The following is a 13107-nucleotide window of genomic DNA, read 5'->3' on the forward strand; positions in this document are numbered from 1 at the left end:
TTCCAGTCTAGCCGTCGGCTGCCAGGCTGTCATCGGCGCTACGGGGACGACCCTGCGCAAGGACGATGGCCGCCCTCGTCGAACGCTTGGCCACGCCTGCGCGACGGGGGGACGGCGATGAGAGACCACGTCCGTGCCGACCTGTTTCCGAGGTCCAGGGTTGTGGGTTGGCTGTGCGGGATCGCCGCGGTGGGGTTGGCATGGGCGCTCATCCTCACGGGAGGGGAGATGGCCATGGCCGCGCAGGGAGGCCTGGCGATCCGGTGGTGCGGTCAGGCGTGCTTCGTGCTGGAGGGGGAGGGCTTCCGGGTCGTCACGGATCCGGTGCCGCCCACCATGGGCTACCCCTCGTTGCAGGTCGAGGCCGAGCTGGTGACGGTGAGCCACGAGCACTTCGACCACAACCACGTGGCGTCGGTGGCGGGCCGGCCTGAGGTGCTGCGGGGCCTGACCGACGGCGGCGCCGGATGGGCCCGCATCGAACGGAAGATAGGGCCGGTCCGGGTCCGCACCGTGCCCTCCTACCACGACGACGTGCAGGGGGCCCAGCGGGGCCGCAACGCCATCTTCGTGCTGGAGTGGCAGGGCCTGCGCCTGGCCCACCTGGGGGACCTGGGTCACCGCCTCGACCGCGAGGCCGTGGAGGCCATCGGCCCCGTCGACGTGGTGATGGTGCCGGTCGGAGGCTTCTTCACCATCGATGCCGCCGTCGCCACGGAGGTGGTGGCCAGCCTGGGCCCCTCCATCGTCATCCCCATGCACTACCGCACCCCCGCCTTGGGGGAGCGGCTGCCCATCGCCACCGTCGACGCCTTCCTGGCAGGCAAGCCTGCCGTGCGGCGGCTCCCCAATCAGGTGACGGTCTCGGCCGACGCCCTGCCGGCCAGCCCGGAGATCTGGGTGCTGGAGCCGCCGGGGGTGGGTGGCTGAGGCGCTCGCCGGGCGCCTCCATGCGGCTCCTGCCAGCGCAGGAGCCGCATGCCGTTGAGGATGACCGCCAGGACGCTCAGTTCGTGCACCATCATCCCCGAGGCCAGGTGCACCGAGCCGACCATTACCCCGGCCACCAGGGCCACCACCACGGCCACCGCCAGAGCCAGGTTTTGCCGCACGTTGGCGACGATGGCCCGGGCCAGCCCGATGGCTACGGGCAGCCGGCCCAGGTCGTCGGTGACCAGGGCCAGATCCGCCGCCTCCATGGCTACCTCGGTGCCGCCGACGCCGATGGCGATGCTGACGTCGGCGGCGCTGAGGGCCGGCGCGTCGTTGATGCCGTCGCCGACCATGGCCGTCACCCAGCCGCGTCGCCGCAGGGCAGCCAGATGCTCCACCTTGGCCTCGGGCAGCAGCCCGGCCAGCGCCTCGTCGATGCCGACCTCCCTGGCCACGGCCTCGGCCGCCTCCGATGTGTCGCCGGTCAGGATGACCGTGTGCCGCACCCCTACCTGACGAAGCCGTGTCACCAGGCCGCGGGCGCTGGGGCGCAGGCGGTCGGCCAGGGCGATGAGGCCCGCCGCCTGGCCGTCGATGGCCACCATCGCCACCGACCGGCCCTTGGCCGCCTCGAAGGCCACCTCCCGCTCCACCGCCGGCGCGATGACGACGCCGTGCTGCTCCAGCATGGCCCGGCTGCCCACCAGGACCCGCCGGCCCTCCACCTCGGCCGCCAGGCCCCGCCCCGGAACGATGCGAACGCTTTCGGGCGGCACGTCGACTGCACCCACGGGCAGCCCTCGCTGCTTCGCGTGCTCCACGATGGCTAGGGCCAGCGGGTGCGTGCTGGCCCGTTCGGCCGATGCTGCCACCTGCAGCACTGTAGCAGGACTCCATCCCGGGGCTGCCCAGACTCGTACCACTTCCGGGCGGCCCTCGGTGAGGGTGCCCGTCTTGTCGAACGCGACGGCCTGTACCCGGGCCAGCTGCTCCAGGCGCTGGCCTCCCTTGAAGAGGATGCCTTGGCGGGCGGCCCGCCCGATGCCGGCCATGAGGGAGACTGGAGCGGCCAGCACCAGGGCTCCCGGGCAGGCCACGACCAGCAGGGTCAGAGCCAGATGGGTATCGCGGCTCAGCGCCCAGGTGGCTGCCGCCAGCGCCAGGATGGCAGGTGTGTAGTAGCGGGCGAAGCGCTCGACGGCGGTCTGGACAGGGGACCGAGCTGCCTCGGCCTCGCCCACCATCCTGGCGATGCGGGCGAAGGTGCTCTCCTGGCCAGTGCGGGTCGCCACGGCCTCCAGCATGCCCAGCGTCACCACGCTGCCCGCCAGCACCGGGTCGCCGGGGCCCTTGGCCTTCGGCAGGAGCTCGCCGGTGAGGGCGGCCTCGTCGACCTCGGCCTGGCCCCGGCTCACGATGCCGTCGGCGGCGATGCGTTCACCGGCCCGGATCACCATCCGATCGCCCTTCTTAACGGCATCGGCCGGCACCACCACCTCCACCTCCTGGCCGGGACCGGCCGCCGCCCGGCGAATGCGGGCCGTCTGGGGGGCTGCAGCGGCCAGCGCCTGGATGGCGGCCCGAGCCTTCTCCAGGGTGCGGCCCTCGAGATAGCCGCCCAGGTCGAAGAGGAAGGTGACGGCCGCGGCCTCCCAGTGTTCGCCGATAGCCAGCGCGCCGGCGGCCGCGACCGTCACCAGGGTCTCGATGCCAGGAGCCCGCAGCCTCAGGCCGACCAGGGCCCGCCGGGCCACCGCCGAGCCCGAGATCAGGGCGGCCGCTGTCATGGCGGCCGTGTGGAGTGCCGCCGCGTCGGCGCCGTCGCCCGCCAGGCGCAGGCCCCACGCGACGACGATGAGAAGGGCGGACAGGCCGAGCCGGCGCAGCGCCGGATCCCTCCGCAGCGTCGGCCGGGCGCGTTGCGCCAGGGGCGCTGCCGTCGCCTCGCTCTGCGCCATGGTCATCCCACCTGTTCGCGCCGCAGGGTCCGAGCCGGGTAGCCCATCTGCGTCACCGCATGGGTGATGCTCTCCGATGCGGTCACGGCCGGGTCGTACTCGACCGTCAGCAGGCCGGCCGCAAAGGCTACCTTGGCCTCGTGCACCCCACGGATGGCCCGCACCGCCCGCTCGATGCGGCTGACGCAACTGGGGCAGTGCAATCCGGACAGCTCGAAGATCTCACGTACCATCGAGACTCCCCCGATCGCCGGTCGAATGGCTTCAGGCAGAGCCATCGCCAGGGCCATCATGGCCTGGCCGGGGTCGGCCGCTTTATGACGCGCGTCATAACGCTGGTTCACGCGATCCGAGGGGGCGGCGCGGGGCCGGAGCGGGCCGTGCTGGCCCGTGAAGGGCGGCGGGCAGGCCGGGCCTCTCAGGGTTCGCCGGCCCGGGCCCGCAGGCCGGCCACGTCGACGAGGCGGATGCGGCGACGGCCCAGGCGTTGGATGAGTCCCTCGGCCTCGAGGGCTTGCAGCTTGCGGCTGATGGTCTCCTGGTGGGTGCCCAGGAGCTTGGCCAGCTCCTCCTGCGCCAGCGGGAGGGTGACCGTCTGCCCGTCGACCGGGGCGCTGCGGCTGCGGGCCAGCTTGAGCAGCAGCGCAGCGATGCGGCTTTCGACGGGGTGAATGGCCAGGCGTTCGACGAGGCTTTCCAGCTCGTGGATGCGGGCGGCCAGGGCCCGCAACATGGTGAGGCTGGCCTCGGGGTTGCGCTGCAACACCTGCCGGACGCCGGTCAGGTCCAGCATGCAGACCTGGCTCGGCTCGAGGGCGACGGCGGTGGCCTCGAGGGGATCGGGGGCGAAGAGGGCCCTCTCGCCGAAGAAGTCGCCGGGCCCCAGCAGCCGCACCACTTGCTCGCGCCCGTTGGGAGCCACCCGGGTCACCTTGACCAGGCCCTCGGCGACGACGAAGAACCGGCCCGGCGACTCCAGCGCGCCGACGATGGTCTCGCCCCGGCGCACCCGGCGAGCGGAGGCCAAACCGGCCAGCTCGGCCATTTCCTTGCGAGGGAGCCCTCGAAAGAGCGAGACGCGCTGGAAGCAGGTCATCGGCAGCGCGTAGCTGCCGCCGGCCTCGGGCTCGCCCGTGGCCGGCTGGCCGGTGAGGATCGGCTCCGGTCCGGACGGCATGATCCTCGTCGTCAGCTCCCGTCCGGTGTCCATCTTATCACGCCCGGATCGGCTCGCCCGGAGCCCTCACACCCGCAGCCGGTAACCGACGCCGCGGACCGTCTCGACCCCTCCGCGCGTGGAGGGCGCAGCCCGAGGATGGCGTACGGCAGATTGACTCGTCTTCAACGGGAGAGAAGCGGACGCCGCGCAAGCCAGGAGGGAGCGACGCCATGGGAGCGGTGAGCCAGGAGCGGGTCCTGCGGGGAGGGGCTGCTTCCGAGCCGTGGGGCGGGGTGGCGCGGGTGGTGGGGGCGGGGCTGCTCTGGGGCACGACGGGTACGGCCCAGGCCCTGGCACCGCCAGGCACCTACCCTCTCGGTCTCGGCGCCGCCCGGCTCATCGTCGGCGGCGGGGCCCTGTTGGCGCTGGCGTTTCGGCGCGGCGCGCTGAGCCGACCGGAACGCCGCGACTGGATCCGCATCGCTCTGGCGGCCGTCTGCATGGCGACCTACCAGCCCCTCTTCTTCGCGGGGGTGGGCCGGGCCGGGGTGGCCGTGGGCACCCTGGTAGGGCTCGGTTCGGCTCCGGTGGTGGCGGGCCTGCTCGACGGCCTGCGTCGCCGCCGATGGCCCGGAGGCCGCTGGACGGTAGCCACGGCCCTGGCCATCGTGGGCTGCGCCTTGCTGGCCGGGGTGGCGGAGGGCGGGGGTACGACGGATCCGGTCGGCATCGCGCTGGCCGTCGGAGCCGGCGCCGCCTACGCCTCTTACACCGTGGTCAACAAGGAGATGGTCACCCGCTACCGCCCCGAAGCCCTGACGGCCATCACCTTCGCGCTGGCGGCCCTGCTCCTCTCACCGGCGCTGCTGACAGGCCCGAGGGAGTGGCTGGTGCAGGCGCGAGGAGTGGCTGTGGTGCTGCACCTGGGGCTGGTGGCCACCGCGGCGGCCTACTTGCTCTTCGTGCGGGGCCTGGCCAGCCTGCCCGCGCCTACCGCGACGACCCTCTCCCTTTCCGAGCCGGTGACAGCGGCCGTCTTGGGGATGGTGGTGCTGGGCGAGCGGCTCACCGCCCTTTCGTGGGTAGGAGCCCTGGCCGTCGTCGCGGCCATCGTCGTGCTGGCCCGGGCGGAAGGGAGCCGGGCCGACGCAACGCACCGCACCTGAGTCTCGTCGGCTGCAGCTCCGAGCAGAGCCACAAGAAGTAGGCAACGCCGGCGCCCCCTCCTCACCATGGCGGGCGTTTCCTTTGCGCAGGAGAATTCCGAGCGTACCGTATCGTTTCAGCGGTTCTATCCGTGGAAGGGAGTAGAAACCCAAGGAGGAGGACGGCGCCTTGACGGAACCGCAGGCCTTGCACGAGTTGGGCAGGAGCGTCTACCAGCTCGCGACGACCTTTCAGCAGATGATCGAACCCCACCGCCCCGCCCTCTGGCGGTACTGCCTCCGACTGACAGGCTCGGCGTGGGACGCGGAGGACCTGGTCCAGGAGACGCTGATGCGCGCCTTCGCCCGGCTGACCCACTGGCAGCCCCTGGAGCCCCGGGCTTACCTTTTCCGCATCGCCTCCAACGCCTGGATCGACCAGCAACGCCGGACGAGGGGCGTCCGGGAGGAGCTGGACGAGGGCGACCCGACGACCGCTGCGGAGACCGGAGGGACCCAGGTGGACCCCGCGGAGACGCTGGCGGCGATGGAACACCTGGTCGGGCTGCTGCCGCCGCGCCAGCGCGTGGTCGTCCTCCTCATCGACGTCTTCGACTTCACGGCCGCCGAAGTGGCCGGGATGATCGGTTCGACCGAAGGGGCGGTGAAGGCGGCCGTGCACCGCGCACGGTCCACCCTGCGCGCCGCCGCGGACCGACCGGAGCCGCCGAGGGTGGTCCCTGTCACCCGTCCGTCGAGCCGCGTGGTAGCGGCCTACCTGGAGGCCTTCAACCGGCGGGACCCGGACGGCATCGCCGCCCTCCTCACCGACGACGCGACCTGCGACATCGTCGGCCTGGGCGTCGAGTACGGCAAGGAGACGATCCGCAAGTACTCCCTGGCCGACTGGGCTGCCGAGCCGGAGGACCAGTGGGCCGAACTGGGCGTGCTGGACGGGCGGGAGACGGTCTTCGTCTATTACCGCACCCCCGAGCACGAGAAGGCGCTGGCCTGGCTGATCACGCTCGGCACCGCCGGGGAGCGGATCACCGCGATCAATGGGTACTACTTCTGCCCGGAGCTGATCCGGTATGCCGCCGAACGGCTCGGCGTCCCGGCCATCACGCACGGGTACCGTGTCTAGCCCGCAAAGGAGGCACAGGCCATGAACCAGCGCCCTTCGACCGCCGTCCGTGTCGCGGACCTCAACCGGAGCGTCGCCTTCTACACGAAACTGGCCGGATTCACCCTGATCGAGCACCGCCCGGAGGCAGACGTGGCGGTTGTCGCGTACAACGGTTGCCCGCTTCTGCTGGCGGGCCCCGCCGCCGCTGACCTCGCGGCGTACCTGAGCGAGGTGAACAAGGTTGAGAAACCCGGGGCGGTCCTCCACTTCCCCCCTTCCGGGGAGATCGACGAGATGCTGGCGACCTACCAGGCCAGGGGAATTCCGGGGGTCAAACTGGAGGAGACCTGGTGGGGCGACCGGACCCTCACCTTCCCGATACCTGGGCGGAGGCGCTCGACTACGCCGGCCGGCCCATCGGCCCTGCCGTAGCCCTCTTCCGGGCGGTCCGCGAGCACCTGGTCCAGCTCCTGCGGCACCTGCCCGGAGCCATGGACCGCTACGTCGTGACGCCGACAGGGGAGCGGCATCCGGTTGGCCAGGCGATCAGCATGGTGGCCAGCCATGCCCTGGGCCACATCGAACAGATTCTCGTGACCCGCAGAGTGCACGGCAGGTAGGCCCCTGGCGGGCTTTCCGCCCGCGCTCCATCACCCACATCCGCCGGCGAAGATGGGTGAACGGGCCGGGCAATATGGCTACGACGGGCTTCAATAGAGCCGCTGGTTTACACCAGCGGTAGGTCCATCCGAGTGCCCGCTCTCGACGGCACAGGTCCTACTTCAATGGGGCCGCTGGTTTACACCAGCGGTAGGTCGTGTCCTTTTGCCACCGCCGCCAGCCCGCTGCCAGCCTTCAATGGGGCCGCTGGTTTACACCAGCGGTAGGCTGCCCCCGGGCCTGGAGGGTGGCCAAATCCGTGATGGCTTCAATGGGGCCGCTGGTTTACACCAGCGGTAGGCGCCGTCGTCGTCGGGCAGATGCACCTTCCCATCGCGCTTCAATGGGGCCGCTGGTTTACACCAGCGGTAGGGAGGAGCATCTCGGCCAGGGTCTCCCTGGAGACCCAGGGCTTCAATGGGGCCGCTGGTTTACACCAGCGGTAGGCCCGAGCTGCCGCCTGTTGTATGTTCAAGATGGCGCTTCAATGGGGCCGCTGGTTTACACCAGCGGTAGGGCCAAGGAGAAGTCGAAGCAGCAGGCGCTGCGGAAGTGGCTTCAATGGGGCCGCTGGTTTACACCAGCGGTAGGCAGTGCTGGTGCGGGTTTGACCGTTCCACGCGCGCGTGGCTTCAATGGGGCCGCTGGTTTACACCAGCGGTAGGTACTTCATCCCTGTAAAACTGGCAACCCAAAGAGTGTGCTTCAATGGGGCCGCTGGTTTACACCAGCGGTAGGGCTTCTGCTGGAGTGTGGCAAGGTCGGTCACATCGGGGCTTCAATGGGGCCGCTGGTTTACACCAGCGGTAGGGGCCGATCGCCAGCGCCGTGGCGATTCCCGCGATGTAGCCGCTTCAATGGGGCCGCTGGTTTACACCAGCGGTAGGCCGCCTCACGACGCAAGGGAGTGCGTGCAGAACAGGGCTTCAATGGGGCCGCTGGTTTACACCAGCGGTAGGCCGGGTTCGCGAGGCCGACACCGAGCGCCTCGCGGATGCTTCAATGGGGCCGCTGGTTTACACCAGCGGTAGGGGGGGATAGTCAGCCCACGGCCTCGAAGCTGCTGCAGCTTCAATGGGGCCGCTGGTTTACACCAGCGGTAGGGGAGGAGGAGCTGACCCATCGCGTCGCCATGCTCCGCGCTTCAATGGAGCCGCTGGTTTACACCAGCGGTAGGGTGGCCCCCACCGAGCCGTAGTCGTAAAGCCGCAACGCTTCAATGGAGCCGCTGGTTTACACCAGCGGTAGGTTGACAATCTCATACAGGAGGGATCCTCAATGGCACGCTTCAATGGAGCCGCTGGTTTACACCAGCGGTAGGCCGTCAAGCACAAGGCGGAACTCGCCGCCAAGGTAGTGCTTCAATGGAGCCGCTGGTTTACACCAGCGGTAGGCGCTTGGGGCCTGACCTGGCTGCCGGACGCTAGAACGCTTCAATGGAGCCGCTGGTTTACACCAGCGGTAGGCCTGCGAGAGTGGCGTCACTTCCCGATGCTAAGAGGAAGCGCTTCAATGGAGCCGCTGGTTTACACCAGCGGTAGGCGGCCCCGAATGACCGCTCTCCCAGCCCCCCGAGCAGCTTCAATGGAGCCGCTGGTTTACACCAGCGGTAGGCATCAGCATGGGTGCCGAGATCAGGGTGATTGACCTGCTTCAATGGAGCCGCTGGTTTACACCAGCGGTAGGTCGCATCTCGCCAAGGATGCGGTCGAGCGCCTCCTCGCTTCAATGGAGCCGCTGGTTTACACCAGCGGTAGGCCTGATGGTCGTATGCTACACCGAGGACGAGGAGCTGGCTTCAATGGAGCCGCTGGTTTACACCAGCGGTAGGTGGACTGCCGACTTCCGGGTCGGCACGCTTTGGATCGCTTCAATGGAGCCGCTGGTTTACACCAGCGGTAGGGATCACCAGCGTGCCGGTGTCGGGCTCGATTTCGATGAGCTTCAATGGAGCCGCTGGTTTACACCAGCGGTAGGGTTCACGCGGCTCGAATCAAGGTGATATGCCGGATAGAGCTTCAATGGAGCCGCTGGTTTACACCAGCGGTAGGGTTCACGCGGCTCGAATCAAGGTGATATGCCGGATAGAGCTTCAATGGAGCCGCTGGTTTACACCAGCGGTAGGGACGCGTATCGCCGAAGGGGAGACTGACTACGCCCCGGCTTCAATGGAGCCGCTGGTTTACACCAGCGGTAGGTTGCCGGGGAGCGTCTGCTCGGCGCACGGGTTGGTAGGCTTCAATGGAGCCGCTGGTTTACACCAGCGGTAGGGGGCTCCCTGGGGGAGCCTTGTCGCTCTAGGGCCGGAGAGGCGTGTTGCGAGACCCCTGGGCAGAGGCGACCGCGACTGCCGCTCGCTATCCCACGAGCGAGGGCCGGGAGGCCTTGGCACACGTGGGCTACGAGCGCCTCCGGGCTCTTGTGCATCACTGAACCGCTCGCAGATGCCATCTCTTGCCATCCTTCGTCACACCACCACAGCCCCGGGCACACCCGGGTCCGAGAGCGGGGCGCCAACGAACTCTATCCGTTCCGACAACTTCTCCCCTGGCGGTCCCAGGTTGATGATAAGCAGACGGTCTTGACGGGGGTGGATGAGTTCGGACAGGTGCGCGACCATGAGAGCTTTCTCCTTCTGCGACAACATGCATCGGAAGACGGAGTACTGCAGCGGGTCTCCATAGCCGAGCATGGCTCGGTGAACCCGGCGCAGTCGCTTCTCGTCGGTGATGTCGTAGCAAACCAGGTAGTAGTGCCGCATGGTCATCACCGGGTGACGAACCCAGGATACTCCGGGATCTCTCCCAGGAGGTATCGCCCGAGAAGGCGCGCCTGCACTTCGAAGACGCGGCGGTAGCTGACCGAGTATCCGAAAACCGGGTGCCGCACGAGTGTCGCCAGACGTCGTTCATACGCTGCGATGAACCGCCGGCGCCCTGGCTCCGTTAGGGCCGTTCCCCCAGCCCCTACCACGAAGTCGCTCCGGGTTATCTCACCGTTGTTGATCACCGTGATGACCACTGAGTCCGCGATGATGGGGCGAAACTCCTCCATCATGTCGAGTGCGAGAGCTGGCTTGCCCCACTTGGGACGGTGGTAGAACCCCAAGTAGGGGTCGAAGCCGACGGCCAGGAGAGTGACCGTGAAATCCTTGACCAAGAGGGAGTACGCGTAGGATAGGAGCGCGTTGACCGGATCTCGCGGGGGGCGGCGGTTGCGCCCCTCGAAGTCGAAGCCAAGCTCGCCGGCGCTCGTCTGCGGGGGTTTCAGCATTCCCTTGAAATGGGAGAAGTAGATGCGTGCAGCCGTCCCCTCGATGCCGAGCAAGCTTTCCACGCTGGTGGCTGCCCTGGCTTCTTCGGCCAGCCGCGCCAGGGCATCGAGGGCCTCCTCAGGTCGGTCGGTGTGGTTTCGCCGCAGAAGGACCCGACTGTTCAGAATCTTGGCTGCCACGAATCGGCGCGCCAGCTCCAACGAGCGTTGGGGGTTCGCAGCCGTCTCAAACTGCCGGCATCTGAGCTCAACGTTCTTGTTGGTCAAGCCGGTGGTGAGAGCCGTGAACCAACCCCCATAGGAGAAGTGACAGATCGGGATACCCCGTCCGGCCAGGTCCCGTAGTGCCTGGGCGGAGATCTGCACATTGCCTATCAGGCAGACCTGAGAGATGTCCAGCACCCGGACATCTGCCCGAGTTTCGCCGCGGATGCTGACGACGACTCGCTCCCCCGAGCGGCGTACCTGGGCGCCTTGTTCCTGCACGTAGAGCGGCATGGCGTCGCTACGAGCTGGAAAGAGCCGGCGTACCTCCGGCTCGGTCCCGGCATGGTCCGAGCCCTCGTCGGAACGCGTCGTCTCCCCCGGCCCCGAAAGGGAGGGCACGCCCGCTTTGAGCAGGTTGGTCTCGTCAGGGAGGCAGATGCCGACCAGCGAGCACCGCGGACACTTCGGGCTGTCCACCAACGGGGGAGGGATCTGCCCCGCTTCCGCCACCTCCAGGGCCTGCTGCACCAGTTCGAGAGTACGGGCCTCCAGCTCGGGTGTGAAGGGAACCTCGACGCGTCGCCGAGATGCGACGTAGTACAGCATTCCCTTGTGACAGGAGAAGCCGTTCTCTCGAAGGATCAGGCCCTGTGCACACAGTAGCACGCGGTCCGGCTCCCACGACTGCTCTGGCGTATCCGGCACCTCGCCCCGCTTGTAGTCGACAGGAGTGACGTTCAGCCCCTCTCCCTCTAGAAGGTCAATACGGGCAATGAGACGCAGCCGGGGCGCCGACAGCAGGACCGACCGGGCGCGAATGGGGCTATCCGCACCCGCGTCCGCATCGTCCCCTTGGGGCTCACCCCTCGACGACTCCGTGTCTGGCCCGTCGGGGGGCGGGTGGTCGGACTCTGACCTCTCGGCCCACATCGGGGCCGCCCCACCCGGCCGGTCCACCCGCCGGTGGTGGTAGCGGCCCTCGATGGTGTCCGCGGAGTCCTCCCACTCCCCTTGCACCCATTCCAGGTAGAACAGGCGCGGGCAGTAGGCGAACTCATTGAGCATTCGGGCCGGGAGGAGGTCGGTGCTGCTCTTGTCCGATGCCGCAGCGTCAGTCACGGGTCTCCTCTCCTCCTTGCGGGTATTCGCTTGTCAAGGTGCGAGGTAGGCACTCTTGTGCGAGAGGGCGTCCGTCAAGAGGTCATTCGCGAGCCCTGGCCACGAAAAGGCCGAGCCCGAAATGGCAGCCATACCCCAGGGCTAGCGGTCCGGTCACCTCCTCGGCGAACTCGATCTCGAAGCCAAAGGCACCCCCCACCGGAGGTGGGCCGGATGGGCGGCGACGCCGGAAGCGTATCCAATGCTGGCGGCTTGGTGCGTGGTCTCGCACCCTAACCCCCTGCGACGGGTAGCCACGGTTTTGCAGTTCTCGCAACAGCTGGTCGACGGGGGCCTCGACCACGCGTATCCGTTCCTGACCATCCGCCACTTCCTTGCGAAGCTTCGTATGGCGCACCAGGACGAAAGGCGAGACGGAGATCCATCGGCGCGAGGGGCCAAACAAGCAAGGCGCCATTCTCCTAGCCAGGAGGTCGTCCCCGAATCCCAGAAGCACAACCTTCGCCCGCGCCTCCTCGGCCTCACCCCACTTGAGCTCAGGGATGGAGGCCAGGGCCTCCAGCTCCCGTTTCTCGAAACCCTCGCGGGCCCAGATGGTCAAGTGGTCGAGCCTGCCATCCCCGTCTTCGTCCGTGGCTAGATAGAAGGCATGCCGGTGTCCCTCGAGGGGCTTGCCATCGTGCTTGCCCGTCAGGACACTGGGCGGGTCGATGTGGTGGAGGCGATGGTACCAGGACATAGCAGCCCGTCGTGCATGATGCCCGACCAGCAGCGTCTGGGTGATGGGGGGCAGCACCTTTGCCTGGAGCAGATACCGCACCACCGTAAGGCGCCGGAGCTCCGATGGCTCCGAGGGCCGTCCAGCGGGTGCCAACCGTATCCTGGGAGATCGAGGCAGGGCATATTGCACCCAGCGGCTGCCGGGAGGCATCAGGAGACGACGCTTGCGCAGGTCGGCCGTCTCCGCCATGAGAAGGCCCAGGTCCAGCGGTTGTCTGGCTGCCAGCAGGTTGACCGTCTCTAAGCTGCTGGGGGACGGCTCGCCGGCCTCCCCCAGCGGCACGCAGTTAGCTGGTGGGGCCTGCTCGACCAGTTGGGCCTCGATCCAGCTCTCGGCTCGCCCAAGGTAGCTGAGAGTTCGCAGCAGCTCGTCGAGCAACCGTCGCTGGCCGGGTTCGAGCTCCACCGACCTCCATATGACCCATAGGGCCTCTCGTCGGTCCACTACGCGGAAGGTGTCGAGCACCAGAGTCGGCGAGGCAGGGTTACGGGTCGGCATGTAGTGCCGGGTGTGGCCGCTCCGGGAGTCGGGTACGCGGTATTCGGGCGGTCCTGCCAAGGCATCCAACAGCGCAGCGATCTCTTCCCGAGGCACCTCCGGCCGATGAGTCTTCCATGCGGAAGCCAAGGCCCGCAAGAGCCTCCAAGGCGACGGCGGCCACTCTGCGACGCCCTCGTTGACGTGACGACCCCACGGTGTCGCATGGTAGCGCCCTGCGAGGAAGCGAATCTTGACGGCCACCATCG

Annotated in this window: 11 protein-coding genes and 1 CRISPR repeat array; of the genes, 5 read left to right on the forward strand and 6 right to left on the reverse strand. The window is 68.3% G+C overall.

The annotated features are described in order from the left end of the window. Positions 1–117 precede the first annotated feature (117 nt). Positions 118–930, forward strand: coding sequence for an MBL fold metallo-hydrolase (locus tag VLY81_RS01740; RefSeq protein WP_324669307.1), 813 nt, complete (start codon positions 118–120; stop codon positions 928–930). On the opposite strand, the gene VLY81_RS01745 is transcribed toward VLY81_RS01740, so the two are convergent. From VLY81_RS01745 to VLY81_RS01755, 3 genes are all read right to left on the reverse strand, one after another. Beyond that, on the reverse strand, positions 852–2891 hold the full coding sequence (locus tag VLY81_RS01745; protein WP_324669308.1) for a heavy metal translocating P-type ATPase: 2040 nt from the start codon (positions 2889–2891) through the stop codon (positions 852–854). The two genes, VLY81_RS01740 and VLY81_RS01745, sit on opposite strands and share 79 nt — an antisense overlap. A 2-nt stretch (positions 2892–2893) precedes the next feature. Further along, positions 2894–3124, reverse strand: a complete 231-nt coding sequence (locus VLY81_RS01750) for a heavy-metal-associated domain-containing protein (protein WP_324669309.1) — start codon at positions 3122–3124, stop codon at positions 2894–2896. 185 nt (positions 3125–3309) lie between these two features. Continuing rightward, the gene (locus tag VLY81_RS01755; protein ID WP_324669310.1) at positions 3310–4068 is read right to left on the reverse strand and encodes a Crp/Fnr family transcriptional regulator; all 759 of its coding nucleotides are present in this window, start codon (positions 4066–4068) and stop codon (positions 3310–3312) included. A 212-nt stretch (positions 4069–4280) separates the two neighbouring features. On the opposite strand from VLY81_RS01755, the gene VLY81_RS01760 reads away from it, so the two are divergent. From VLY81_RS01760 to VLY81_RS01775, 4 genes are all read left to right on the forward strand, one after another. Beyond that, positions 4281–5216 (forward strand): DMT family transporter, encoded by a 936-nt coding sequence (locus tag VLY81_RS01760; RefSeq protein ID WP_324669311.1) that lies wholly within the window; start codon positions 4281–4283, stop codon positions 5214–5216. Between the two features lie 169 nt (positions 5217–5385). Next, the gene (locus VLY81_RS01765) at positions 5386–6339 is read left to right on the forward strand and encodes a sigma-70 family RNA polymerase sigma factor (protein ID WP_324669312.1); all 954 of its coding nucleotides are present in this window, start codon (positions 5386–5388) and stop codon (positions 6337–6339) included. Positions 6340–6360: 21 nt separating this feature from the next. Further along, positions 6361–6753, forward strand: a complete 393-nt coding sequence (locus tag VLY81_RS01770) for a VOC family protein (protein ID WP_324669313.1) — start codon at positions 6361–6363, stop codon at positions 6751–6753. Next, positions 6672–6941 carry a DinB family protein gene (locus VLY81_RS01775; protein ID WP_324669314.1) on the forward strand — a complete coding sequence of 90 codons (270 nt, stop codon included), beginning with the start codon at positions 6672–6674 and terminating at the stop codon, positions 6939–6941. Before VLY81_RS01770 ends, VLY81_RS01775 begins: the two co-directional genes overlap by 82 nt. A gap of 87 nt (positions 6942–7028) precedes the next feature. Beyond that, positions 7029–9252: a CRISPR direct-repeat array (repeat unit 36 nt; unit sequence GCTTCAATGGGGCCGCTGGTTTACACCAGCGGTAGG). Positions 9253–9448: 196 nt separating this feature from the next. Here VLY81_RS01775 and cas2 read toward each other — a convergent pair. The 3 genes from cas2 to csb2 all read right to left on the reverse strand — a co-directional run bounded on the left by cas2 (position 9449) and on the right by csb2 (position 13105). Next, positions 9449–9748 carry a CRISPR-associated endonuclease Cas2 gene (gene cas2, locus VLY81_RS01780; RefSeq protein WP_324670312.1) on the reverse strand — a complete coding sequence of 100 codons (300 nt, stop codon included), beginning with the start codon at positions 9746–9748 and terminating at the stop codon, positions 9449–9451. Beyond that, positions 9748–11580 (reverse strand): CRISPR-associated endonuclease Cas4g/Cas1g, encoded by a 1833-nt coding sequence (gene cas4g/cas1g / locus VLY81_RS01785; RefSeq protein ID WP_324669315.1) that lies wholly within the window; start codon positions 11578–11580, stop codon positions 9748–9750. The genes cas2 and cas4g/cas1g overlap by 1 nt, the downstream gene beginning before the upstream one ends. Before the next feature lie 82 nt (positions 11581–11662). Further along, entirely contained in the window at positions 11663–13105 is a 1443-nt protein-coding gene (gene csb2 / locus VLY81_RS01790) for a type I-G CRISPR-associated protein Csb2 (protein ID WP_324669316.1), read from the reverse strand. Positions 13106–13107 lie beyond the last annotated feature (2 nt).

This window comes from Limnochorda sp. LNt (genome assembly GCF_035593265.1).
Taxonomy (GTDB): domain Bacteria; phylum Bacillota; class Limnochordia; order Limnochordales; family Geochordaceae; genus Geochorda; species Geochorda subterranea.